This window comes from Bacillus sp. LNXM65, assembly GCF_002998575.1.
Lineage (GTDB): Bacteria > Bacillota > Bacilli > Bacillales > Bacillaceae > Bacillus.
In genome coordinates this window covers 1-23,809 of the sequence record NZ_PVRB01000009.1, presented here as the reverse complement: position 1 = coordinate 23,809, position 23,809 = coordinate 1, and the positions used below count along the sequence as shown (strand labels likewise).

At 42.1% G+C, this 23,809-nt stretch carries 29 protein-coding genes and 13 tRNA genes; 14 read left to right on the top strand and 28 right to left on the bottom strand.

What is annotated here, in order from left to right:
- The first annotated feature begins 2 nt into the window (after positions 1–2).
- On the top strand, positions 3–773 hold the full coding sequence (locus C6Y03_RS16840; protein ID WP_034665342.1) for an ABC transporter ATP-binding protein: 771 nt from the start codon (positions 3–5) through the stop codon (positions 771–773).
- Positions 774–807: 34 nt separating this feature from the next.
- Positions 808–1,554: an ABC transporter permease gene (locus tag C6Y03_RS16835; protein ID WP_370876318.1), complete on the top strand. Its 747-nt coding sequence runs from the start codon at positions 808–810 to the stop codon at positions 1,552–1,554.
- Positions 1,555–1,587: 33 nt separating this feature from the next.
- On the opposite strand, the gene ytkD is transcribed toward C6Y03_RS16835, so the two are convergent.
- Positions 1,588–2,064: an RNA deprotection pyrophosphohydrolase gene (ytkD, locus tag C6Y03_RS16830; RefSeq protein WP_034665337.1), complete on the bottom strand. Its 477-nt coding sequence runs from the start codon at positions 2,062–2,064 to the stop codon at positions 1,588–1,590.
- Positions 2,065–2,312: 248 nt separating this feature from the next.
- Between ytkD and C6Y03_RS16825 the strand changes: the two genes are divergently transcribed.
- Positions 2,313–2,966, top strand: coding sequence for a TerD family protein (locus C6Y03_RS16825; protein ID WP_106039652.1), 654 nt, complete (start codon positions 2,313–2,315; stop codon positions 2,964–2,966).
- Positions 2,967–2,988: 22 nt separating this feature from the next.
- Positions 2,989–3,780: an AIM24 family protein gene (locus tag C6Y03_RS16820; protein ID WP_066030511.1), complete on the top strand. Its 792-nt coding sequence runs from the start codon at positions 2,989–2,991 to the stop codon at positions 3,778–3,780.
- A gap of 29 nt (positions 3,781–3,809) precedes the next feature.
- Here C6Y03_RS16820 and C6Y03_RS16815 read toward each other — a convergent pair whose 3' ends face one another.
- From C6Y03_RS16815 to C6Y03_RS16800, 4 genes are all read right to left on the bottom strand, one after another.
- Positions 3,810–4,118: a hypothetical protein gene (locus C6Y03_RS16815; protein WP_034665329.1), complete on the bottom strand. Its 309-nt coding sequence runs from the start codon at positions 4,116–4,118 to the stop codon at positions 3,810–3,812.
- 43 nt (positions 4,119–4,161) lie between these two features.
- A complete protein-coding gene (locus C6Y03_RS16810) occupies positions 4,162–4,566 on the bottom strand; it encodes a phage holin family protein (protein WP_034665325.1) in 405 nt (134 codons plus the stop codon).
- Positions 4,567–4,722: 156 nt separating this feature from the next.
- Positions 4,723–4,914 (bottom strand): hypothetical protein, encoded by a 192-nt coding sequence (locus C6Y03_RS16805; protein WP_034665322.1) that lies wholly within the window; start codon positions 4,912–4,914, stop codon positions 4,723–4,725.
- 121 nt (positions 4,915–5,035) lie between these two features.
- Positions 5,036–5,473, bottom strand: a complete 438-nt coding sequence (locus tag C6Y03_RS16800) for a Dps family protein (RefSeq protein ID WP_003217576.1) — start codon at positions 5,471–5,473, stop codon at positions 5,036–5,038.
- A 131-nt stretch (positions 5,474–5,604) separates the two neighbouring features.
- On the opposite strand from C6Y03_RS16800, the gene ytzI reads away from it, so the two are divergent.
- Entirely contained in the window at positions 5,605–5,751 is a 147-nt protein-coding gene (gene ytzI, locus C6Y03_RS16795) for a YtzI protein (RefSeq protein ID WP_034665318.1), read from the top strand.
- 7 nt (positions 5,752–5,758) lie between these two features.
- Here ytzI and C6Y03_RS16790 read toward each other — a convergent pair whose 3' ends face one another.
- Together C6Y03_RS16790 and C6Y03_RS16785 are read right to left on the bottom strand one after the other, a co-directional pair.
- A complete protein-coding gene (locus tag C6Y03_RS16790) occupies positions 5,759–6,193 on the bottom strand; it encodes a FixH family protein (RefSeq protein WP_034665315.1) in 435 nt (144 codons plus the stop codon).
- Between the two features lie 114 nt (positions 6,194–6,307).
- The gene (locus tag C6Y03_RS16785) at positions 6,308–6,781 is read right to left on the bottom strand and encodes an S-ribosylhomocysteine lyase (protein WP_003217624.1); all 474 of its coding nucleotides are present in this window, start codon (positions 6,779–6,781) and stop codon (positions 6,308–6,310) included.
- A gap of 126 nt (positions 6,782–6,907) precedes the next feature.
- Here C6Y03_RS16785 and yidD point away from each other — a divergent pair, with 126 nt between their 5' ends.
- Complete coding sequence (yidD, locus tag C6Y03_RS16780; protein WP_003217666.1) at positions 6,908–7,132, top strand: membrane protein insertion efficiency factor YidD; 225 nt, start codon at positions 6,908–6,910, stop codon at positions 7,130–7,132.
- A gap of 1 nt (position 7,133) precedes the next feature.
- Here yidD and C6Y03_RS16775 read toward each other — a convergent pair whose 3' ends face one another.
- Entirely contained in the window at positions 7,134–7,700 is a 567-nt protein-coding gene (locus C6Y03_RS16775; RefSeq protein ID WP_034665310.1) for a beta-class carbonic anhydrase, read from the bottom strand.
- A 212-nt stretch (positions 7,701–7,912) separates the two neighbouring features.
- On the opposite strand from C6Y03_RS16775, the gene C6Y03_RS16770 reads away from it, so the two are divergent.
- Positions 7,913–8,902, top strand: coding sequence for a metal ABC transporter solute-binding protein, Zn/Mn family (locus C6Y03_RS16770; protein ID WP_106039651.1), 990 nt, complete (start codon positions 7,913–7,915; stop codon positions 8,900–8,902).
- Between the two features lie 73 nt (positions 8,903–8,975).
- On the opposite strand, the gene C6Y03_RS16765 is transcribed toward C6Y03_RS16770, so the two are convergent.
- On the bottom strand, positions 8,976–9,218 hold the full coding sequence (locus tag C6Y03_RS16765; protein ID WP_034665302.1) for a type B 50S ribosomal protein L31: 243 nt from the start codon (positions 9,216–9,218) through the stop codon (positions 8,976–8,978).
- Positions 9,219–9,393: 175 nt separating this feature from the next.
- Here C6Y03_RS16765 and C6Y03_RS16755 point away from each other — a divergent pair, with 175 nt between their 5' ends.
- The 4 genes from C6Y03_RS16755 (at position 9,394) to C6Y03_RS16740 (ending at position 12,237) form a co-directional block, all read left to right on the top strand.
- Entirely contained in the window at positions 9,394–10,725 is a 1,332-nt protein-coding gene (locus C6Y03_RS16755) for a cytochrome ubiquinol oxidase subunit I (protein ID WP_034665295.1), read from the top strand.
- Between the two features lie 21 nt (positions 10,726–10,746).
- Complete coding sequence (locus tag C6Y03_RS16750) at positions 10,747–11,793, top strand: cytochrome d ubiquinol oxidase subunit II (protein ID WP_181185487.1); 1,047 nt, start codon at positions 10,747–10,749, stop codon at positions 11,791–11,793.
- Positions 11,794–11,861: 68 nt separating this feature from the next.
- On the top strand, positions 11,862–12,020 hold the full coding sequence (locus tag C6Y03_RS16745) for a DUF1540 domain-containing protein (RefSeq protein ID WP_008360682.1): 159 nt from the start codon (positions 11,862–11,864) through the stop codon (positions 12,018–12,020).
- Positions 12,021–12,045: 25 nt separating this feature from the next.
- Complete coding sequence (locus C6Y03_RS16740) at positions 12,046–12,237, top strand: hypothetical protein (protein ID WP_034665287.1); 192 nt, start codon at positions 12,046–12,048, stop codon at positions 12,235–12,237.
- Positions 12,238–12,343: 106 nt separating this feature from the next.
- Here C6Y03_RS16740 and menC read toward each other — a convergent pair whose 3' ends face one another.
- The 6 genes from menC to C6Y03_RS16710 form a co-directional block, all read right to left on the bottom strand.
- Positions 12,344–13,468 (bottom strand): o-succinylbenzoate synthase, encoded by a 1,125-nt coding sequence (gene menC / locus C6Y03_RS16735; RefSeq protein WP_106031915.1) that lies wholly within the window; start codon positions 13,466–13,468, stop codon positions 12,344–12,346.
- Positions 13,465–14,916 carry an o-succinylbenzoate--CoA ligase gene (locus C6Y03_RS16730; protein WP_223260770.1) on the bottom strand — a complete coding sequence of 484 codons (1,452 nt, stop codon included), beginning with the start codon at positions 14,914–14,916 and terminating at the stop codon, positions 13,465–13,467. Before C6Y03_RS16730 ends, menC begins: the two co-directional genes overlap by 4 nt.
- Before the next feature lie 71 nt (positions 14,917–14,987).
- Positions 14,988–15,806 carry a 1,4-dihydroxy-2-naphthoyl-CoA synthase gene (gene menB / locus C6Y03_RS16725; protein ID WP_034665273.1) on the bottom strand — a complete coding sequence of 273 codons (819 nt, stop codon included), beginning with the start codon at positions 15,804–15,806 and terminating at the stop codon, positions 14,988–14,990.
- A gap of 14 nt (positions 15,807–15,820) precedes the next feature.
- Entirely contained in the window at positions 15,821–16,645 is an 825-nt protein-coding gene (gene menH / locus C6Y03_RS16720) for a 2-succinyl-6-hydroxy-2,4-cyclohexadiene-1-carboxylate synthase (RefSeq protein WP_106039649.1), read from the bottom strand.
- The gene (gene menD, locus C6Y03_RS16715) at positions 16,630–18,372 is read right to left on the bottom strand and encodes a 2-succinyl-5-enolpyruvyl-6-hydroxy-3-cyclohexene-1-carboxylic-acid synthase (protein ID WP_106039648.1); all 1,743 of its coding nucleotides are present in this window, start codon (positions 18,370–18,372) and stop codon (positions 16,630–16,632) included. The genes menH and menD overlap by 16 nt, the downstream gene beginning before the upstream one ends.
- Positions 18,365–19,783, bottom strand: coding sequence for an isochorismate synthase (locus C6Y03_RS16710; protein WP_106039647.1), 1,419 nt, complete (start codon positions 19,781–19,783; stop codon positions 18,365–18,367). Before C6Y03_RS16710 ends, menD begins: the two co-directional genes overlap by 8 nt.
- A 382-nt stretch (positions 19,784–20,165) precedes the next feature.
- Between C6Y03_RS16710 and C6Y03_RS16705 the strand changes: the two genes are divergently transcribed.
- The 3 genes from C6Y03_RS16705 (at position 20,166) to C6Y03_RS16695 (ending at position 22,519) form a co-directional block, all read left to right on the top strand.
- The gene (locus C6Y03_RS16705) at positions 20,166–21,104 is read left to right on the top strand and encodes a 1,4-dihydroxy-2-naphthoate polyprenyltransferase (protein ID WP_034665260.1); all 939 of its coding nucleotides are present in this window, start codon (positions 20,166–20,168) and stop codon (positions 21,102–21,104) included.
- Positions 21,105–21,221: 117 nt separating this feature from the next.
- Complete coding sequence (locus C6Y03_RS16700) at positions 21,222–21,956, top strand: TraR/DksA C4-type zinc finger protein (RefSeq protein WP_034665257.1); 735 nt, start codon at positions 21,222–21,224, stop codon at positions 21,954–21,956.
- An 86-nt stretch (positions 21,957–22,042) separates the two neighbouring features.
- Positions 22,043–22,519, top strand: coding sequence for a TspO/MBR family protein (locus tag C6Y03_RS16695; RefSeq protein WP_034620862.1), 477 nt, complete (start codon positions 22,043–22,045; stop codon positions 22,517–22,519).
- Positions 22,520–22,596: 77 nt separating this feature from the next.
- Here C6Y03_RS16695 and C6Y03_RS16690 read toward each other — a convergent pair.
- The 13 genes from C6Y03_RS16690 to C6Y03_RS16630 all read right to left on the bottom strand — a co-directional run bounded on the left by C6Y03_RS16690 (position 22,597) and on the right by C6Y03_RS16630 (position 23,756).
- Positions 22,597–22,668, bottom strand: a tRNA-Glu gene (locus tag C6Y03_RS16690).
- Positions 22,669–22,675: 7 nt separating this feature from the next.
- Positions 22,676–22,766 (bottom strand) — tRNA-Ser (locus C6Y03_RS16685).
- 3 nt (positions 22,767–22,769) lie between these two features.
- A tRNA-Asn gene (locus C6Y03_RS16680) sits at positions 22,770–22,844 on the bottom strand.
- A gap of 6 nt (positions 22,845–22,850) precedes the next feature.
- A tRNA-Ile gene (locus C6Y03_RS16675) sits at positions 22,851–22,927 on the bottom strand.
- 17 nt (positions 22,928–22,944) lie between these two features.
- Positions 22,945–23,018: transfer RNA gene (locus C6Y03_RS16670), tRNA-Gly, on the bottom strand.
- 11 nt (positions 23,019–23,029) lie between these two features.
- Positions 23,030–23,105, bottom strand: a tRNA-His gene (locus C6Y03_RS16665).
- 27 nt (positions 23,106–23,132) lie between these two features.
- Positions 23,133–23,205 (bottom strand) — tRNA-Phe (locus tag C6Y03_RS16660).
- Between the two features lie 18 nt (positions 23,206–23,223).
- Positions 23,224–23,300 (bottom strand) — tRNA-Asp (locus tag C6Y03_RS16655).
- A 4-nt stretch (positions 23,301–23,304) separates the two neighbouring features.
- A tRNA-Met gene (locus C6Y03_RS16650) sits at positions 23,305–23,381 on the bottom strand.
- 22 nt (positions 23,382–23,403) lie between these two features.
- Positions 23,404–23,496 (bottom strand) — tRNA-Ser (locus tag C6Y03_RS16645).
- 7 nt (positions 23,497–23,503) lie between these two features.
- A tRNA-Ile gene (locus C6Y03_RS16640) sits at positions 23,504–23,580 on the bottom strand.
- Between the two features lie 4 nt (positions 23,581–23,584).
- A tRNA-Met gene (locus tag C6Y03_RS16635) sits at positions 23,585–23,658 on the bottom strand.
- Between the two features lie 25 nt (positions 23,659–23,683).
- Positions 23,684–23,756 (bottom strand) — tRNA-Ala (locus tag C6Y03_RS16630).
- Positions 23,757–23,809: the final 53 nt, after the last annotated feature.

Sequence of the window (23,809 nt, the reverse complement as noted above, 5' to 3'; positions counted from 1 at the left end):
ACATGTCTTTCCTTCAAATTGACCATGTGACCCACACGTACTTCTCTTTAAAAGAAAAAACAACGGCTATACAGCACATCAATATGGAGATAGACCAAGGTGAATTCATCTCATTTATTGGTCCCAGCGGCTGCGGAAAAACCACCTTGCTGTCTATCATCGCAGGCATTACGCCGCCCTCTGAAGGTCGAATTTTAATCGAAGGAAAAGAACCAAATCAAAAGGAGCATCAAATCGGCTATATGCTCCAGCAAGATTATTTGTTTCCTTGGAAAACCATCAAGGAAAATGTGATTCTCGGGTTAAAAATTGCGAAACAAGATTCACATGAGGCCACCTCAGCTGCCCTTGATTTACTGCCAAAGTTTGGACTGCATGAAGTAGAGGAAAAATATCCTAAGGAGCTGTCTGGCGGAATGAGGCAGCGTGCGGCTCTCGCCCGAACGCTTGCAGTTGATCCCGGTCTGCTTTTACTAGATGAGCCATTTTCAGCGCTAGACTACCAAACCAAACTGACATTAGAAGATCTCGTCTTTCACACATTAAAAAACTATCAAAAAACAGCAGTCCTTGTGACACATGACATCGGCGAAGCCATTGCGATGAGTGACCGCATTTTCTTATTCTCAAAGCATCCAGGCTCTATCCAGCGAATCTTTACCGTACCAGACGATATAAGGGCTCTCTCTCCTTTCGAAGCGAGACAGACCCCGCGTTTCCAAGAGCTCTTTCAAACGATTTGGAAGGAGCTGAAAACAGTTGAAACACAGTGACCTTTTACATGAAGCCTATCGCAAAAAATACCGAATGGAAAAACGTATCACACGTATCTATCAGTTCATCATATTCGCCAGCTTCTTTTCGCTTTGGGAGCTTGCCAGTCATTTCAGGCTCATCGATCCGCTGATTTTCAGTTCACCATCTGCGGTCTGCCAATTATTTGTGCAAAAAATATCAGATGGTTCTTTAGTAAATCATATGAGTATTACGTTATTTGAAACGGTGCTCGGTTTTCTACTTGGTACCTTTTGCGGCATTTTGCTCGCTGCCGCCTTATGGTGGTCCACCCGATTAGCAAACGTTCTTGATCCTTATTTAGTCATTTTAAATGCCATGCCGAAAGTTGCCCTCGCCCCCATTTTAATTGTTGCCCTTGGTCCTGGCATGATCAGCATCGTCGCGATGGGTGCGATCATTAGTGTGATTATTACAACGATCGTCATTTACACTGCCTTTCAAGAGGTCGATGAGAATTATTTAAAGGTGATGAAAACCTTTGGCGCGAAAAAAGGCGTCGTCTTTCGTGAGGTCATGTTGCCAGCCAGTATTCCAACGATGATTTCTGCCATCAAAGTCAATGTCGGTCTTTCTTGGGTTGGGGTCATTGTAGGGGAATTTCTTGTATCCTCAAAAGGGCTCGGCTACATGATTATTTACGGCTTTCAAGTCTTCAACTTTACACTCGTGTTCTTAAGTCTTTTCATTATTGCTGTGTTTGCTACCATCATGTACCAGCTTGTGGAATGGCTCGAACGCCGTTTTCTCCAAAAATAAAAAAAGCACAGGGATGGTCTCCCTGCGCTTTTTTTAACGAATCAAACCGTTCTTTTCTAAATAAGCAAGACTTTGTCTTAGCACATCATCTTTCATAATAAAACTGAAATTCTTATTTTTTGCGATGGATCTTGGCAAGTCTGCGAAAAGAACAGGTCCTTTCGTTTCAAAATACGTGTCCTGCTTCACTAGCCTTTCAATATCAGCGAAATAAATATTCTTTACGATGACCTTTTCTCTGCCTAGCACCTGATATTGGCCAATATACGTTAATTCACGAACAACAGCACCCGTCTCTTCTTGAATCTCACGTATAGCGGCTTGGTCTGCTTCTTCATTTGGCTCAACTTTCCCTCCTGGAAACTCATAGCCCCGATCCTCATGTTCAGTGAGCAGCCATTTTCCCTGGTAGCGGCAGATGGCCCAAACATGCTTTGGATGACTTGAAAAAGGCTTCTCTTCAAAGGAGAGCTTGACCGTATTATGATAATAGTCTTTAAATACATGCATGTGAAATCCCTCATATCCTGTCCTTGCTTCTTGTAAAACATCATACCACAGATCACATTTCTCTGAAGAATTTTTATCAAAAGTGAAACAAACGAGTGGTTTCATCTCGTCTGTATTTAAAATGAGGTATTGTTGCTAAAACCTTTTTATCATTTCCAACTTCACCCAATTTTAATCATGAAACCTTTTATCCCTTGATGACGTAAATCAATTAGTGTTTGTCCTATCACGACGAGGAGGAAAACAGCATGAATATAACAAATGGGTCAAAACAAGAGAAAGATCAAGCGCTACCGCTCAGGAAAAATGAGAAAGAAGACGCACCTCATGAGGTGATCAAGAAACACCTCATCAAAGGACAAAAGCTAGATTTAACAAAAGACAATCCAAATATCGACCAAATTCATATCGGGCTTGGCTGGGATCTGGCTGGCCAGCCAATTGATTTAGATACGCAAGTGTTTCTCTTAAATGAAGAGGACAAGCTGTTGTCTCCAAGCCATCTGATCTATTATCATCAGCAGCAAAGCTTAGACGGGGCTGTTCGTCATCTTGGTGATCATCAATTTGGCGGCGGATATCGAGACAATGAAATGATCATTATGCAATTAAGTAGAGTCTCACCTGATATTCATAAAATCGTCGTAACAGCCACGATACATGATGCACACGAGCGCAAGCATCATTTTGGACAAGTGACCAATGCCTACGTGCATCTTACTGATCAAATCTCGCAACAAGAGATTTGTACCTTTCAATTAACAGAAGATTATTCGTATTGCACATCCATTATTTGCGCTGAACTCATAAGAGATGAGGACGAATGGAAAATCATCGCGACCGGGCAAGGAACTACGCTAGATTTAAACGACTTATGCCGCATCTATGGATTCACAGCTTGACGCAGGAAAGGAGCCGGCACCAATGGGATTTCATTTCAACACGATAGAAGAACTCACTTTACAAGCAGAAGGCAGCGGAATCTTTTTTGCGAAAAAAGGCGCAATGATTGCCGATCAAGGAACGTTTCAATACCGCAAACGACTACTCGGAACAAATAAAGGAAATATGGTCAGTCAAGTATTTAACCATATCAGCAGAAAATTGACAGGTGAAAACCTTGAGGTGATGGAAGTGAGTGGACAAGGTACTTGTTATTTGGCTGATTCCAGCGAGCACGTGACAGTGATTAATCTTGAGCCGAGCGGCCCTTGGCAGTATGTAAGTGTAGAAAGTGAAGATCTACTTGCCTTTACTGAGGAGTGTCATTACGGCGTGACACCAGTAGGCGTTGGTATTTTATCACAGAAAGGACTGTTTACATCAAAGCTCTCCTATCAAGGCCACGGAGCGCAGGTCGCCATTAAAACGAATGGAAACCCGCTCATTTTAAAAGCCCCCTGCCGTGTAGATCCTGACGCCATTGTCGCTTGGACAGGCAAAGCACCGAAGGTCAAATTAGATGTGAACTGGAAAACCTTCATTGGACAAACATCTGGTGAATCCTACTTATTTGAGTTTCAAGAACAAGACCAAATTGTCATTATCCAGCCATCTGAGCGCACATCTGGCTTACGGGTTGGTTTAGATGATAATCGCTACAAGCCTCAAAGCCAGAGCTCTTCTCATGATTTCACTAATTCACAGACATCACAGCAAGAGAATAAAGGCGGGCTTAGTGACCTGATCGGAGGCATCTTACAACCGCGAAAATAAAAGCATGTAGAAAATCTCTACATGCTTTTTCAATTCATTAATCCATTTGTTTCAATAAAGTTCTTTGTCTCTTCATTCCCGAGCTCATAAATCATTGAGTAAATCTCTTGTCTTTTCCGATCCATTTCATCATTCGGACTGTCATAATGATATTCAAGAAACGGAACATGCGCTCGAAAGAAGCCTTTCCAATCTGTCATATACTGTTCATCGAAATAGTCTCTCAGCTGCAAAATTTGATCATCATCTGCTTCTATTTGAAATTGCCAAGCCGCCGCATCTCTATGCTGCGATATCGACCCATCCTGTACAGATACATAATATGTGTGTCTCGCCATCTGATTCATCCTTTTTCCTTTAGTATGACCAGATATGAAAAAATTACGGCTTTTTGCGCAATTTATTTTTCAACATGTCCAACACATCAATAAACAACTGTGGAATGGGAATTCCGAGGGCATTGGCTGTCGAGACGATTTGGTAAGATTCATAAATAATATAAAAGATGATCGCTAAATCCTTAATCATCCCATTTGTCTTCAGCATGACATCGAAGAAATGCGCCATCGATATTAAGGAGACCGTCACAATCTTTCGAACAAGCCGTGTAAAAAAACGTTTCATTGTGAGCTGCCCAGTCAAAGATTCTCTTAGGCTTGAACAAATTAATTCAATGGCCATCAATGTTACTAATATCATCAGTAAATATCCTGCTCCACCAAACAGAAAGCTCATCGCTGACAAACTGACTGTAAACAACGAAAAGATGCCTAAATCCTTGCTCACTTGGCATCAACATCCTTTCATAGTGGAACTCCTTACCTCAATAGTATATGCCGGATCCTCGCAATAGCTTGGACGACAAAAAATAAAGGCGTCGTCTTTTAAATCGGACAGAGTGATGACAAGAAAAAAAGCCGCCTTGTGCGGCGGCTTCCATTCTTAGACTCTGACATCAATAAAGCGAGCGTCTGAATCCTTTGGCTGAACAGCTTGAGGCTGCTGCTGAACTTGATCCAGCATGACCATGGCTTGTGCTGTATTCGTAGCAAGCTGTGAATTCAACAAACTAATATTGAGTGTTCTTTGAATGCTCGCGACTTGCTGACTCATCATTCCTGCAATGGAAGACATCTTCTCCCCTCCCTTCTCTTTTCTCTTCGGCTGAAAGCCCTATGATTTCAATGGGCTGTCTGTCACAAATCCATCAAAAAAGAATGCCGATCTTATGATCGACATTCCTTTCACATTCGTATTATCCTAAAAATGCTTTAAGCATCCAGTTGTGTTTCTCAATAGATTGATGTATCGCAAGCAGCATATCACCTGTTGTTTCATCGCCAACTTCTCCAGCCAGCTCCATTCCTTGCTTTAATTCCTCTGCGATATTGGAGAAATCATCATATAGATTTTTCACCATTTGCTCCGCTGATTCATTGCCTTCAGCTTCTTGAATGCTAGAAATTTCTAAGCATTCTTTCATTGTCGCAACAGGCTGTCCATTTAACGCAAGCATACGCTCAGCCAAATCATCAATGTATGTCGCTGTTTCTGTATAAAGTTCCTCAAATTTCTCATGGAGTGTAAAGAAGTCTTTTCCCTTTACGTACCAATGATAGTTATGTAATTTCACGTAAAGCACAGTCCAATCAGCTACTTGTTTATTGACGACGTTTAATAATTTTTCAGACATGTTCATTCCTCCTTATGTAATTGCGTTTAGTATGAGAATACCCTTTTCCTATTATACTGAAACCTGCCATGAATTTCTTCTATTTTGACTGCATGAAATATATGTTAATATGGAAATAAGGAGGGAGTTAGATGCTGTTACTTGGGATTATCAGCTTTATCATTATCTCAATCGTTGTCTTTTTATCACTGTGGACAACATCGAAGGCTTATGAATATAAGCATAAAATCGATTCACCACAGGATGCTGAACCAAACCAACGTCCTAACCCTAAATAAATCGCACTTAATGATGTGAGGTTTCTGCTTCAGTAGATGAACTCTCTTTTTTCACATCACCTACGTGGATGTTCGTCTTCGGCATATTATGCTGCTGTTTAGCTGTCACATGGACTTGTATGATATAAAGGCCATCTTTTTTAAAGGCTGTATGCAATTCATATACACCTTTGTTCTCTTTCTTTGGCTGAATCATCTTGCTGTTATCTTTGTCACCATCTTTCCACACTTCAAATTGAACATCGTCTGCATCATCAACAGGGGTATCACCATATGTGACAGCTGCTTTTACTATAACGCTTTCATTTTTCTCCACTTGCTCAGGTCCTGTAAGCTTCACTTCTAATAGCTCAGGCACCTCCCCTTTGCCGCTATTTGCTGCAGAGTTCCCACATGCACTTAGTAACATGAGCATCAAAATCATTCCCAACATTTTTCGCATCCCGAGTTTCCCCCTTCTTTTACTGACATGTCCATTTTAACAAATATCCCCTATTTTGACATCTCATGATCGAATTCAAAAAACCGGACATCAACATGTCCGGTTTATGATCTATTAACCAAATACTTTTAGAAGCTCTTCTTGATCTTGAGAAAGCCAGAAACGCATCAAACGTTTTGCCCCTTCAAGGTCATGAAGCTTCGCTTGGCCGCATTGCTCTTCGTTTGCAGCAGGAATCTCTGTTACCTCAACTGCATCCTTGAATGTTGCATCAAGAAGTTCAACGATCTCTTTTGGAGTAGGTGCACCACTGACCACTAAATAGTAGCCTGTCTGGCAGCCCATTGGAGAAATATCAATGATATCAAAATGATCGTATTTCTCTGAGTGTGTTCTAATGTTAAACGCAAGTAAATGCTCTAATGTATGAATCGTATCAGGTTTCATCGCCTGCTTGTTAGGCTGACAAAAACGAATATCAAATTTATTTACTTCCCCATCTGATCCCACTTTATGAACGCCACAATGACGAACGTATGGCGCTTTTACAGCATTATGATCAAGTTCAAAGCTTTCAACTGAAGGCATAATCACCACTCCTATAATTGCAATTTCCTATATTATAACATATTTCTCCGACCAGCTTAGTTTATAAAACTTTCCTTCCTTGTCCTTTTTTCTTATACTGTGAAAGACAGACAAGGAGGAACCTCTATGAAACAAATTTTTATCGGCATCATACGCTTTTATCAAAAATGTATTTCCCCTCTTACACCGCCTAGCTGCCGGTTTTACCCAACATGCTCAAACTATGGGCTAGAGGCGATCAAAACGCATGGCGCTTTAAAAGGCGGCTGGCTCACCATCAAACGGATTTTAAAATGTCATCCGCTCCACCCTGGCGGCATCGATCCTGTCCCGCCGAAAAAGGAAAAATAACTTATTTTTCTTCATATCCGTTGACGACTAAGTCAAGCTTGCCTGTTCCAGGATCAATGACAAGACCGTGCACAGGCACATCTGATGGAAGAAGCGGGTGATTTTTTACAACGGACACACTGTCCTTCACGCTCTCTTCAACAGAACTAAAGCTTTTGAGCCACTGTTTAAAGTCGATTCCTGAGTATTCCAGTACTTCAATACGCTTTTCTGGAATACCACGCTCAATGGCTTTGTTTAAAAGTGTTTGACTGTCTATTTTGCTCATACCACAATCATGATGCCCAATGACATAAACCTCGTCAGCATTTAATTCGTAAACAGCCACTAAAATGCTTCGCATAATACTTCCAAATGGATGAGAAACAAGAGCACCAGCACTTTTAACGATCTTGATATCTCCATTTTTCATGTTCATTGCACGCGGAAGCAGCTCGACAAGTCTTGTATCCATACATGACAGAATGACAGCTTTTTTCTGTGGAAACTTCGTTGTTGTAAATTCTTCGTATTTCTTTTCTTCAATAAACTGTTGATTATATTCGATGATTTCATCTAAAAGTTTCATACGTTTGCCCATTCCTTTATCTTTTTTAAAAATAAATATAGCACAATGTGAGAAATTTCGTCACGTTTTGCAGCGCATTTTTTTAAAGGAAACATCTGCTGATGAAATTTTTTTATTTTCCTCTTTTCAAATCGTAATTATTACGATACAATAACTCAGGACATTAAATCGTAATCATTTCTATCTAATAGATTGAGAGGAGACATTTCTACATGAAAAAAATCTTTTATATTTTAACAGCTGCTTTATTTGCGATCGGTCTTGCCGCTTGCTCAAGCAGTACGGGGACAAATGCTTCAAAAGGAAAGGCAGACGGGAAACTAACCATTTACACCACGATCTTCCCGATCCAAGATTTCACTGAAAAAATTGGGGGTTCTCACGTTCATGCGCAAAGTGTGTACCCGGCCAATGCAGATGCACACAGCTTTGAACCAAGTTCAAAAACGATGGTTGAAATGGCTGAAGGTGACGCCTTCATCTACAGCGGTACAGGAGCTGAAGCATTCGCTGACAAAACCGCTTCTACGTTAAAAGACCAAGGCGTGAAAACAGTCAAAGCAGCCGAAGGCATCAAATTGTTATCGACAAAAGAAGAGCATGCACATGAAGAAGGCGAAGACCATGACCACGATCATGAAGGTGAAGATCATGACCATGATGGACACGATCACGGAGATAAAGATCCTCACGCATGGTTAGACCCGGTTTATGCAAAGCAAATGGCGAAAAACATTAAGGACACGCTCGTTTCATTAGATCCAGATCATAAAGACGAATACACAAAAAACTATGAAAAACTTAAAAAAGATTTACAATCGCTAGATCAAGAATTCAAAACAACGTTATCTAAAGCAAAACATAAAGAAATCCTTGTTTCTCACGCAGCCTACGGTTATTGGGAAAAGCGCTACGGTATTGAGCAAATCAGTGTATTAGGGTTATCCGCTTCTGAAGAGCCTTCACAAAAGCAGCTCGAAAGCATTGTACAAAAAGCTGAAAAGCATCACATTCAATATGTGATTTTTGAAAACAACGTCAGCAGCAAAGTATCAGATACAATCCGCAGTGAAATTGGGGCAAAAAGCCTCACACTTAAAAATCTAGAATCTATTACTGAAGATGATGCCAAAAATGGCGAAAGCTACATCAGCTTAATGAAACAAAATCTAAAGACCTTAAAAACCGCTTTAAATGATTAATTACTAGAACCCCGGGTGATCATCCGGGGTTCTTTGCTGCAAAAAAGCACACCAATTCAGGGTGTGCTTTTTATTACATTTGATATTTTTTCTTAAACAACTCGGCTCTTCCGCCTTTTTCTCCGAATTTTTGTCGTCCTGTATAAAAAGGATGCGTATCAGAGCTTGTTTCTACTTTAATCACAGGATACGTTTTCCCATCTTCCCATTCTACTGTCTCATTGGATGTCTTTGTCGATTTACTCAAGAAGCGGTAACCGCTGTTTACGTCCATAAATACAACTTCATGTGAGGTTGGATGAATATCTCTTTTCAATGTCAAAACTCCTTTCGTTATCAAAACGTAATGATTACGCTTTATATTTATATTTTACTCCCTCTTTTACAACTTGTCAAAAATCAAGCTTTCTTAGTCAGGAAGAATAATCTAAAAATGGTGGAGAATAATAACATCATGAAAAAGAGAAGCGATAAGAAAGGCGGAGAAAAAATTGACTGATCTCGTTTTAGCTAGAAGCCTGTTCGGCACAACCATGGGCTTTCATATTATTTATGCCTCGCTTGGCGTCGGCATCCCGCTAATGATTTTGTTAGCTGAACTCATCTTCCAAAAAACGAAGGATCCTCACTATGCTGTCATGGCCAAACGGTGGACGAAAGCGCAGGCTGTCTTGTTAGGTGTCGCCATTCCAACAGGCACGATTGCTGGTACCCAGCTCGCTCTTCTATGGCCAGGTTTTATGGAGGTCATCGGAAAGGTCATGTCACTGCCATTTCAGATTGAAATTTATGCGTTCTTTATTGAAGCATTATTTATGTCTATTTATGTGTACGCAGCGGATCGCCTATCACCTGCTATGCGCATCATTACCGTTATTTTTGTCGTGATTGGCGCAGCCGCTTCAGCGATTCTGATCACAAACGTACATGCGTTTGAAGGAACACCTGCTGGCTTTCAAATGGTCAATGGAGAGATTACAAATATCGAGCCTTGGAAGGCCTTTTTCAATCCAAGCTTTGTGGTGACTGCGACACATGTCGTGCTGTCTGCTTTTACAACAGGTGCTTTTGTGATTGCTTCGGTGGCCGCTTTTAAAATGCTCAAAACAAGAAAAAATGAGAAACTCTATACTTTTCATCGAAAAGCCCTTTTTCTTGGACTTATTGTAGGAGGCCTTTTCTCATTTCTTACGGCCTTAAATGGTCATGAGTCTGCTCAGCTTCTGTATGAATATCAGCCTGAAAAGTTAGCCGGTGCTGAAGGTTTATTTGAAACACAATCACATGCGCCTCTTGCAATAGGTGGTTTTACTGATGCCGATTCACAGGAAATTAAAGGAGCAATTGAAATCCCTTGGGCGCTTAGTTTTCTGGCAGGAAATAGCTTTGATACGGTGGTCAAAGGCTTAAATGATTTCCCTCGTGACGAGTGGCCGCCTTTATTTATTCACACATTATTTAACGGCATGGTTATCATTGGCTCAGTCCTCATTTTGTTTGCGGTGTTAGCACTGCTTTACCGTAAAATTTTAAAACGCGAACATTATCCGAAGTGGCTCCTTTTTCTTTACTTATTCGGCGGGCCCCTTAGTCTTTTGGCCATTGAGTTCGGCTGGATCTTTGCATGTACAGGCCGTCAGCCATGGGTCATTTATCGAATGCTCAAAACCTCAGAGGTCGTCACATCATCCGGTTCAATCGGTACGCTCTTTATCCTTTTTGCCATTGTCTATCTCATCTTAGGCATAGCAACCGTTATTGTACTGACGTACTACTTTAGAAAACATTCGATTGAAGAAGACCTACGGTTAACAGAATCTTAAAAAGGAGCGATCTAGATGCAAATGGATGTTACAACTGATGCGCTCATTGCAATCACCATCTTATGGGGATTCGTTTTTATCTATGCAGTGATGGCATCAATGGATTTCGGCGCAGGATTTTGGTCGATGATTTATATGAATAGAGAACAAACAAAGGCCGCTAATATTGCAAATAAATATCTTTCTCCAACATGGGAAGTGACAAACGTCTTCATTGTGGCGATTGTTGTCGCATTGTTTAGCTTGTTTCCAGGTGCGACCTTTGTACTTGGTACCGTTTTATTAATACCCGGCAGCATCATATTGTTACTTCTTGCACTGCGAAGCGGGTTTCTCGTGTTTTCTCATTCACTCCCTAAAAAATACCGAAAAGCGGTTACTTACATTTCAGGGATAAGCGGCTTTATCATTCCGTCCATCCTGATCATGGTTCTTCCGATTACTCATGGTGGATTTATCTTTCAGGAGAACAACGTCTACTCATTAGATCTTGGACTGGTCTTTACGAGTGCAAATGTCTATTCTTTTGTCGGCTTTGCCATTTTCAGCACCCTTTTTCTTTCGTCTTTGCTTTTAGCTGATTTCTCTAATGTGGCTGATGAAGATGAAGCTTACAGCATTTATAGAAGAGGGGCTCTCATTACGGGTCCGCTTTCACTCTTGATGGCCTTTTTTATCATGCTGACATTAAGAAGCGAGGCCAATTGGCTGTTCACAAAAATGATGCAGAACATTCCTATTCTTCTTGTATCACTCCTGATGTTTTTGCTAGCAGGACTGGCTCTATTTTTACCAAACAGCCGGTTTAAGCAGCGGAAAGGCCGGCCCCGTTTAGCTGTCATTGCGATTACCATTCAATATTTTTTAGCAAGCTACGTGTACGGACGTGCCCATTTGCCTTATATGGCCTATCCAGATATTACAATCATGTCTGGATTTACAGACCCTGTCACATTTAGAGCATTGTTTATCACTTATATAGTAGGTTTTATCATCTTATTCCCTGGGTTCTATTTCTTCTGGAAATTGTTTATGAAGGATAAGCGCTATATTCGTCAGGAAGATTAACATGAATGGACGAGGTTCATTTCGGTTACATTATAGAAGAAAGACATACTCAAAAGGAGGTCATCTGTATGAGTCAAAAAATCCTTTGTGAAGTCAATAACTGTTCCTATTGGAATGCTGGAAACCGCTGTGGGGCAGATGCAATCTATGTCGTCAGCCACACAGGAAATACGGCTGAAAAAAGTGAAGAAACGGATTGTAAAACGTTTAAACCACAAGATCTTTAAGTCTCATTAAAGGAGGCGCTTCACATTGAAACACGATCGGCTGCTTCAAACGTTTTTTGACGAAATTCATGACGCGGACGAAGCCGCATTTTATCAGGCTGCTCACTCCTTTTTAAACCTTTGGGATTATGAATATGGCCATGCAGCAGACATGCCCAATGAAATGAATCACTATATCGGACAGCTTGCTTACGACAGCGAGCTTGTAGAAGAGTAAGAAAGAGCGGTGATCCGCTCTTTCTTTCTTGATGAGACAGGAAGGAAAAACTTTCTCTCACTATACATAGATTTTATTGGATGTGCAAAAGGTGATTCACTCGTTTTCACATCACAAAATCATGTTTTGTAAACACGTCAATTTTATCTGAAAAAGAACGAAGCGCTTGATAATCCACTTCTACGCCCATTCCTGGGGAACGAGGTACCTCAATAAAACCATTCTCAACCTTGATTTCAGGAAAAATGATATCTTGCTCCCAATATTTTGATGAAGCTGAAATATCACCTGGGATTATAAATTGAGGAAGGGAAGCAAGTGCCACGTTCTGCGCGCGGGAAATGCCTGTTTCAATCATCCCTCCGCACCATAATGGAATTTGATGCTCCTTACTGAATGTATGGATTTTAAGGGCTTCTGTCAGCCCCCCAACTCGTGAAGGCTTCACATTAATAATTTGACAGCTGCCAAGCTCTACAGCTTTTCTAGCATCATCTAAAGAACAAATACTTTCATCCAAACATATCGGTGTTTTTAAATGCTTTTGCAAATGGCGATGATCCACGATATCATCTGCAGCTAATGGCTGTTCAATCATTAATAAACGAATGTCATCGAGCTGCTTGAGCTTGCTAATATCCTTTAATTCATAAGCAGAGTTTGCATCCGCCATTAATGGAAGGTTAGGGAAAGACTCTCTAATTTTTTTAAGAAGTCCAAAATCCTGTCCCGGCTTAATTTTCACCTTCACACGCTGATAGCCTTGGTCAACATATTGCTGAATTTGTTTCAGCATGTCGTCAATGGGTCCTAACCCCGCCACAACACCAGAAGGTATTCTCTCTTTGGTGCCGCCTAATACATCGCGTAACGACTTATTCTCACGCTTCGCATAAATATCCCAAACAGCCGCTTCGATTCCCGCTTTCGCCATCCTATTACCTTTAAATTGGTACAGGCTGTCTGGTATTTCTGAAGGGTGTGTAAAGGTGCGTGTCAGTACATTCGGTATAAAGAAAGCTCTCAGCATATGATAGCAAGTCTCAATGGTTTCTTCTGTATACCATGGAGAAGAAAAGGCTGACACCTCTCCCCATCCAGTCAATCCTGTTTGATCTTTTACCTCGACAATAATAAACTCACGCTCTGAGATGGTTCCAAGACTTGTTGTAAATGGTTGCTTGAGCTTCATCGTGACATGATATAAAATCACTCGTTCAATTTGAATCATCTAAAAACCCCTTTGATCCTGAGTCTGTGCCTCTGCAATTTATTCGACGCATTTCTTGGCAGCTCGTCCACAAAGTGAAAAGCGGCGGGCCATTTATATTTTGCTAAATGCGACTCACATAAAGCATAGAGCTCATTCTCCGGTATCTTATGGTCTGTGACAAGAAAGGCAGCCGGTACCTCTCCCCATCTATCATCATACATACCCGTCACTCCGGCTTCTTTTACATGCGGATGTGTTAACAGAACCGCTTCAATTTCAGCAGGATAAATATTCTCACCGCCAGAAATAATTAAATCTGAACGGCGGTCAAGCACAAATAAGAACCCTTCCTCATCCACATAGCCAATATCACCCGTTTTCAGCCAGCCTTGATCAAAGGCAGCTGTGGTTGCTTCTTCACGGTAAAGGTACCCTTTCATGACATTTGCCCCTTTCACCATAATTTCGCCATGCTCAAAAGGACGACAAGTGCGTGTACCATCTTGAATTTTCAGCTCACACCCAAAAAGGGGTTTTCCCGCTGATCCAAGCTTCTCTACACTAAATTCAGGCGCAAGGGTCACAATTTGTGAACAGGTTTCCGTCATACCGTACGATTGAAACACAGGGAAGCCTTTCTCTTTGCTTTCTTGAAGTATCGCAAAAGGCGCAGGTCCTCCGCCTAATAAAAGACAGCGCAAAGAAGACGGGCATTCTTCCAGTCTGCTTAATAAACGGGATAACATCGTTTGAACAACAGATATCATCGTCACACGATGCTGTTCAATAGAATCCTTTACTTCATCGACATCAAACTTCTCATGAAGTACGACAGTCATCCCATAGATCACAGACTTAAATAAAGCGGATAACCCGCTAATATGAAAAAGAGGCAGTGCAATAAGCCAGCGGTCATCCTCTCTGATGCCCATATTTAGTGCAGAGGAAACGGCACTATGAAAATGATTGCCAAACGTTTGCTCCACGCCTTTTGGGCGTCCTGTTGTGCCAGATGTATACATGATGGTCGCTGTTTCATTCAAATCAAATTCGCTCTCGATTTTCTTTTCATTATCTTGACCTGCTTCAGGTAAAGTCTCCATTGTATAAACGGGGAGATCACCTTTATGATCACTGGCATAAACAGGTTCAGTTAATAAAGCGGCTGCTTTTGCATCTTCAAGCTGATAGCGCCTCTCAGCTTTTGTTAACTTATTGTTCAATAGCACGATTTTTAATCCTAATGAAAAACAAGCATGAACAAGCATCACCATTTGAGGCTGATTGTTCATCAAAAGCCCCACCGTTTCCCCTTTTTTCAATGATGCATCTGCAAGTCTATTAGAAAGCTCATTTACTTCATCAGCTAAATCGCGAAATGTCCACTTTTTATCCTGATAAATGAGCGCGACTCTTTCTGGCGTTAAATAAGCACGGTACAGCAGCCAATTAGGTTGCTTCATCATGACACCTCCTCTTCTTAAAAGAAAACAGCTTAGTCTGATGCACTAAGCTGTTTTTCATCGATATGATTGAATCAAGGGAAACGCGGGAACTGACCGAAGTCCGGCTTGCGTTTTTCCTTAAAGGAATCGCGTCCTTCTTTTGCTTCATCTGTTGTGTAATAAAGAAGTGTCGCATCTCCTGCAAATTGTTGAATTCCAGCTAATCCATCCGTATCTGCATTAAATGCAGCCTTCAAGAATCGTAAAGCAGTCGGGCTCTTTTCTAGCATCTCCTCACACCACTTCACAGTTTCTTCTTCAAGCTGCTCTAATGGTACAACTGTATTGACAAGTCCCATATCAAGCGCTTCTTGTGCATTGTATTGACGGCATAAGTACCAGATTTCTCTCGCTTTCTTATGACCAACAATACGTGCAAGGTAGCCTGAACCATAACCAGCATCAAAGCTGCCTACTTTTGGACCAGTTTGTCCAAAAATCGCATTATCTGCTGCAATTGTCAGGTCACATACAACGTGAAGAACGTGCCCGCCGCCGATTGCATAACCAGCAACCATTGCAATCACAGGTTTTGGAATCACACGAATCAAACGCTGTAAGTCTAATACATTTAGACGCGGAATTTGATCGTCTCCTACATAGCCGCCATGGCCGCGTACTTTTTGATCTCCACCAGAACAGAATGCTTTGCCGCCAGCTCCTGCAAGTACGATCACACCAACATTTGAATTATCACGAGCACGTGAAAATGCATCAATTAATTCACTCACAGTCTTTGGTGTAAACGCGTTATGTACATGTGGACGATTAATCGTGATCTTTGCGATCCCATTGTACGTTTCATATAAAATTTCGTCATACTGACGCTCAGTTTGCCATTCAATAGCCATCAATAGTTCCTCCTCTAATCTTGCGTAATAAACTCACTTACTATTTTACCAAAAAAATGTGGTTGTTCCACATGAACTGTATGCCCGGCCTGCTCAGCCAATATGAATTGACTGCCTTCAAGCTCCTGCTGCATACTTTTGGCGATATTGCAGAACTTTTCATCAAGCGCTCCGCAAATCAACAAAACAGGTAAATTCATATGCTTTAAAGCCTTCCAAACAGAGGGCTGCGAACCTGTTCCTAGGCCTTCTAAGCTGCGAGCCAGTCCAAGTGGATTGGCTTTCAGCCTTCCCTCTCTCAGTTGAGCCTGCGTTTCAGCTGATAAAGTTTTCTGCGAAGCAAACAGTGGAATACTCTCCCAAAAATCCACAAACTTCACTAAACCTTCATGTCTAAGTTTCTGAGCGAGCTGATGATCGTGTTTGAGTCTTGCCATCCGCTCTTTAAAAGTGCGAAGCCCTGGAGAGGTACTCTCAAGGATCAATTTGTTGACTTGATCTGGATAACGAGAGGCAAATGATATAGCAATACGTCCTCCCATAGAATATCCGAGAATATTCACTTTGTGAAGCTTTAATTGGTTTAAAATCTCTGCAAGATCTGCCAGCTGATGCGACATCGCATATCTTCTTATACTTTCTGGTGAGTCCGTGCGGCCATGTCCAAGCAAACTGACTTGAATCAATCTTGTATTTTCCATATAAGCATTCAAGAACGTCCAAGAAGCCGCGCTTCCAGTAAAGCCATGTAAGCATAGCGTGGCATTCTCAGCCAATGGATTCTGATCCACCACCTCGTACGCCACACCATCACGCATCCGTATTATGAAAGAAGACATTCTTTTTTCACTTCTTCCAATATGTCATCCATCATTTGACGATGCTTGCCTACACGGGAATGCCGATCAGTTTCAATTTCAATTAAATGAAGTCCAGGCTCTTCTATATGCGCCATGTAGACATCATGTAATTCTTGTTTCGTTGACGGTTTCGAATAGGTTCCCCCATACAGCTTCGAAGCATACTCAAAATTCAGTCCAGTCGGCGTACCGAAGAGTTTTTCATAATACGGTTCATCAGACGCCTGTGGAAGGAAAGAAAAGATGCCTCCCCCATCATTGTTTAACAACACAACCGTCAGCGGAATGTCCAGCAGCTTAGCTGCAAGCAAACCGTTCATATCATGATAAAATGATAAATCTCCAATCACTAAGGTGACTGGCTGTTTCAAAGCCGCATACGTGCCAAGTGCTGTAGACACAACGCCATCAATGCCATTGGCTCCTCGATTCGCCATCATCCGAAAAGGCTTCGATTGCGCTTCAAAAAATGTATCCACATCACGAATCGGCATACTGTTTCCGATAAAAAGGACACTCTCCTTCGGCAAGAGATGCTGAAGCTGACGGTACACATTCCCCTCAAATGACAGATTCTCATCAGAATAATGGGATGCATGCGTTCTGAATGAAGAATTAACATTCTGCCAGCGTTTTAGAAAACTTGTATCCTCACGTTGATCCGCTCTCTTGAATACTTCATCTACAAAAGTTGCCACATCACTTTCAATGACGTATGAAGCACTCAATCCAGGATCTCGAAAACCTCCGGCAGCATCAACGACAATCTGATTCACTTCCACATGTTTTTCCAGCCACTTGAATAAAGGTTTGGACACAGGCATCGGTCCAAAACGAATGACCATATCCGGCAATAGATGCTGCTGCAATGCTTCATCTTTCAATAATGAATCATACGCATCAATAATAAGATCTGCATGTTCATGACCATTTCGCAAATGAGAAAGCGGGTCCGCTAAAATCGGCATATGCAAGGCTTTTGAAAGACATAATATTGCCTCTTTCTCTTCCTCCGTATGAAGCTCACCACACACAATCAGTCCCTTTTGGGAACGGTTCATGACCGTCACGATTTCAGATATCGCATCTTCATTTGGGAAAGCCTGTCCTGTAGCTAATACTTTTTTCCGGTCTGTTTCTTCTCGCTTGAAAGGATCAATAGACAAATCAGGAAGCAATGGTTCTCTCAGAGGGACATTGATCTGAACAGGTCCCTTCGGCTCTTGCATTGACATATGATTTGCTCTTGCCGCAGCCGTCTGAACATAGCGTAACATCGTCTGACTTTCTTCCGGCAATGCTAAGTCTGTGAACCATTTAACAAACTTACCGAATAAGAATTGCTGATCAATCGCTTGAGGTGCCCCAACTTCCCTCAATTCGTGCGGCCGATCAGCAGTTAAAACAATAAGTGGTACACGGGAATAATGTGCCTCTACAATGGCTGGGTAAAAGTTAGCAGCTGCCGTACCTGATGTACAAATAAGCAGCACCGGTGCTTGACTTGCTTTTGCAAGACCAAGCGCATAAAAAGCAGCAGACCGTTCATCCACTAATACATGAACATTGATGTCTTGATGGGCAAGAGCCAGCATCGCAAGCGGGGTTGAACGGGAACCAGGACAGACAACCGCTTCCTTCACACCACCTTGTACAAATTCATCCATCAATCTGCCAATATATGTTGTCATGATTTGATTATTCAATCGGACGACCTCCAAGAGCAGATAGCATTGGTCTTAATTTCACTTGCGTTTCCTCGTACTCCTGCTTTGCAAGGGAATCCTCTACAATGCCGCAGCCAGCGAACAAACGAACATGGTCTTCCTCAATAAGACCTGACCGAATGGCGACAGCAAATTCTCCATTATCCTGAGAGTCAATCCAGCCCACCGGCGCCGCGTACCAGCCACGCTTCAACGGTTCGATTTCACGAATGACCTCAACCGCTTTTTCCTTCGGATATCCGCCTAATGCTGGCGTCGGATGGAGCTGTTCAATTAATGAAAAGAGGGAACAGCTGCTTTTAATTTCTCCCACAATCGGTGTAAACAAATGCTGAATGTTTTTTGTTTTATAAAGACTAGGTTGATTTGGTTTGTGCACGTGAAGGCAATTGGCCTCAAATGCTTGCTCAATCATATTGACGACAATTTGATGTTCAATCAAATTCTTCTCATCATGCAGCAGTTCCTCGCCTAATGCTCGATCTTCCGCTTCATCTTTTCCTCGAACAATCGAACCTGCTAAACAAGATGAAAAGACCTCGCCGCCGCTTTTTTTTACTAAGCGTTCCGGCGTAGCTCCAACAAATGCTTGTCTTCCTTGTTCAACCGCAAATACATAACTCGTTGTTTGATGCTTTAATAATTCTGCTAACAGTGGAGCAAGTTCAATTTGATTTTTATAGTGAAGCAAGACTTCTCTTGCTAAAACAACCTTTTCATATTCGTTTGCACGAATGCGGTCTGTCGCTTCTTGGATCGCCTTCATCCATTCCTTCACATCTAGTTCTTCCATATGAACAAGTTCAGCTTGTCCATCATGTCTGAGCGGTAATGTTTCGAAATGAGAGGCTTTTTGTTCTAATTCTTGAATGAGCTGATGAACATTCCCGTCCACCTGCTTCCATTCATTGATCGTAAGAAACGTGCCTTCTTTCGAGACAGTGAGCATCATCGATGGCACAAAAAAATGAGCCTCGCCAAAAGCTTCCCAGTGACGCGCCTTCTCTTCATACGGATCAAATGAGAATCCTCCAAATAAAAGCGGACCAACAGCCGCTTGCCTTAAATCCTTCTCATCATGAAAATGGAACATGTGCTGCTTCAACTGTTCCCATTCTTGATGGACTATATCAAATCGTTCCTTGCCTTGCTCAGTTGATTTAATGACGGCCGCTCTGCCAAGTCCAGAAAATATCATTTGGCTTTCTGGATCAGACCAAAAAAACCGCTCGCCTAAAAAATCCGCTTCGCCGCTTTGGAAAAAGGCAAGAGGATCCAGATCGTCAACTCTTCTGGAGTAGCTTATCAAAACAGCATGGTTGACGTTATTCGCTTCTTCTAATGTCGCAAGCGCTTCCTGCCGGAAAGTACTTTGCACTGTTGTCACCATGATACATTCCTCCAAAATCCATGAAATAACATAAAAAAATAAAACCATAATGAAAAAATACATGAACATTCGAGTATGTCGAATGGCCTGCTTTTCTATTATAAACCTTAACAGATGAACTTAGTAAAGAAAACAGCTTTTAAAACCTCGAATCCTTATTATATCACGCTTTCTAGATTTTTTCGCTCCTGCTTCTTGAAACGAGAGCATCTAAAGGAAAAATGGCAAGTCCTGTTCTAAGATCAAGCTTTCTCTCGATATGGCAACGATTAGCAAACATCTTTTTCCGGTTTCATCGCATCAATATATTGACACCTTTTTGAACTTTGCTAAACTGGAATTTGGACGTGTACGTATTTTTTTATTTAAAGGAGTATATTTTATGCAGCATCAATCGATATCAGATCAGCTTTCACCGATTAAGCCTGATAAGAACTGGCGGATTTGGTGGAATTTACTACGACCGCATACATTAACAGCGGCATTTATTCCCGTTACTTTAGGAACTGTTCTAGCACTTCCAAGTGGTCAAATACATGTTGGGCTATTTTTAGCTATGCTGTTGGCATCTATGTTTATCCAAATCGCAACGAACATGTTTAATGAGTACTTTGATTATGTTCGCGGATTGGACAATGAGAAATCTGTTGGCATCGGTGGAGCCATTGTAAGAAACGGTGTGAAGCCAAAAACAGTCCTCGGCCTCGCTTATGCACTATTTGCGCTTTCTTTACTACTAGGGGTGTATATTTGCATGATGTCTAGCTGGTGGATTGCACTGATAGGACTCATTTGTATGGCAGCAGGCTATTTCTATACCGGCGGCCCTGTACCCATTGCATATACGCCGTTTGGAGAACTTGTGTCAGGTGCTTTTATGGGACTAGGAATCATCTTGATTAGTTTCTATATCCAAACAGGCACACTGACATCTAAAGCTTTTCTCGTTTCACTACCAATTTCTATTTTAGTTGGTGCCATCTTACTATCGAACAATATCCGCGATTTAGACGGCGATAAAGAAAATGGACGAAAAACACTTGCAATCCTTGCTGGGCGAAAAGCTGCAGTGAACATTTTACTTTCCATGTTTTTGGTCTCATATGTACTTATTTTTGTTTATATCTTCACAGATATTGTCGGCCTTTGGAGTCTTCTTGTTTTACTCAGTGTGCCAAAAGCATATACAGCTATCAAAGAATTTAAGCAAAAAGAAAAACCAATTGAATTAATGAATGCCATGAAATCTACAGCTCAAACCAATACATTTTTCGGTTTCCTGCTGACAATCGCTTTGATCTTACAATACTATATTGCGTAACAAAAAACGCCTGCAGCCGCAGGCGTTTTTTCATGAGGAATTGCTTCAAATTGGAACTAGTCTTGCAGACAAAATTGCTCATACTAACATTATGTTTGATATGAAAGGATGATCGCTTTGTTGTCTAAAGACGAATTACATCATTTGAAGCAGCGACTTCTCGATGAAAAGCAAGAACTCGAAGCTAAAAGCCATGACGATGAACAAAAAGTATCATTTCCTTATGATTCGCTCGGAGAACTGTCAGCCTATGATAACCACCCAGGTGATCAAGGGACAGAGCTATTCGAACGCGGGAAAGATATTGCGTTAAACAGTTTGGAACATGAACATTTGTTAGACATCAATGAGGCACTTCAAGCCATCACAGACGGCTCTTATGGCCTGTGCAAGGTCTGTAAGGCCCCTATTCCAAAGGAACGCTTAGAAGCCTTGCCTAGTGCCGTCACATGCACAGAGCATTCAAAAGAACAAACCGTTTCACAAAACCGTCCGATTGAAGAGGATTTATTAAGTCCGCCATCAGGTCAATTTGAAAATGAAGAAAGCGCAGCCTACGATGGAGAGGATGCCTATCAAGACGTAGAACGCTATGGAAACTCTGATACCCCGTCCGATATGGAATTCCCTCCATTGACATACGATGATGTGTATACGCAATCAGAAGATGAAGATTATGTGGAGGACTATGAAGGATTCGCAGCAGCTGATATTGAGGGCAAAGCAAGCAAGGTATATCCAAATAAAGCCCACGAAGCCTATGAAGAGGCATTAGACGAAGAAGGTGTCATGACGGTATTTGGTGACTTGAAGCCGTACGAAGAAGAACCTTATACAGAAGAAAATCATTAGTCCCCTCATATTGGGGGCTTTATGTTTATATCATGTAATGATTGGGAAATCACTTTAAGAGTGAATTTGATTGGAGGAGATTCTTAATGGCAAGAAAAAGTATCATTTGGGCAGTGGTTGTCTTCTTTATTACATACGCATTATTCTCTATTGCCGGATTCTTGTTTCCGATTGACAGAGAGTGGTATGATGCACTGAATAAACCAGAATGGACACCAAGTGGTGGTGTAATTGGTGCTGTGTGGGCTGTCTTATTTGCTCTGATCTCGTTGTCCGCAGCGATCATTTATGGAAAGTACGGATTTCAAAAAATCACTTTACCATTTTGGATTCTTTTTCTTTTAAATTACGTATTTAATCAAGCCTTTAGCTTTTTTCAATTTACACAAAAAGATTTATTTGCCGCTACGATCGACTGCCTGCTTGTAGCACTGACAGCACTTGCACTTGTCATCGTCTCGCGTAAACTAAGCAAAGTCGTTCCAATTTTACTGATCCCTTATGTCTTATGGGGCTTCTTTGCGACATACTTGTCTTATACGATCTATTCCATGAATATGTAAAAAAAGACCGCTATGATGGCGGTCTTTCCTTTTGAAGAAAATAAAAAAGAGATCTTTGACAAGACCTCTTTTAAACATGACCCGTACGGGATTCGAACCCGTGTTACCGCCGTGAAAGGGCGGTGTCTTAACCGCTTGACCAACGGGCCAGATAAATGGCGGAGAAGGAGGGATTTGAACCCTCGCGCCGCTTGCGCGACCTACACCCTTAGCAGGGGCGCCTCTTCAGCCACTTGAGTACTTCTCCATTTGGCTCCGCAGGTAGGACTCGAACCTACGACCGATCGGTTAACAGCCGATAGCTCTACCACTGAGCTACTGCGGAATATCATGGTGGGCCTGAGTGGACTCGAACCACCGACCTCACGCTTATCAGGCGTGCGCTCTAACCAGCTGAGCTACAGGCCCATGAACGGATATACAAATGGAGCGGGTGATGGGAATCGAACCCACGACATCAGCTTGGAAGGCTGAGGTTTTACCACTAAACTACACCCGCAAAAATATGTATGGGGCGATTGATGGGAATCGAACCCACGAGTGCCAGAGCCACAATCTGGTGCGTTAACCACTTCGCCACAACCGCCATACTGTCAATATTTTTTTATAAAAGTGGCTCGGGACGGAATCGAACCGCCGACACACGGATTTTCAGTCCGTTGCTCTACCAACTGAGCTACCGAGCCAAGTATTCTTTTTAAAAATGGCGGTCCGGACGGGACTCGAACCCGCGACCTCCTGCGTGACAGGCAGGCATTCTAACCAACTGAACTACCGGACCATTTTGGTTGCGGGGGCAGGATTTGAACCTGCGACCTTCGGGTTATGAGCCCGACGAGCTACCGAACTGCTCCACCCCGCGATGATATGGGTTTTAAAAAATATGGCGGAGGAAGAGGGATTCGAACCCCCGCGGGCTTTGACACCCCTGTCGGTTTTCAAGACCGATCCCTTCAGCCGGACTTGGGTATTCCTCCGTATAGATGGTGGACCTTGTAGGACTCGAACCTACGACCGGACGGTTATGAGCCGTCTGCTCTAACCAACTGAGCTAAAGGTCCTTTATAGCGGCGGAGGGGATCGAACCCCCGACCTCACGGGTATGAACCGTACGCTCTAGCCAGCTGAGCTACACCGCCATGATCAAAATAATCTTTTAAAAAGTGGAGCCTAGCGGGATCGAACCGCTGACCTCCTGCGTGCAAGGCAGGCGCTCTCCCAGCTGAGCTAAGGCCCCATAAAAGATGGTCGGGAAGACAGGATTCGAACCTGCGACCCCTTGGTCCCAAA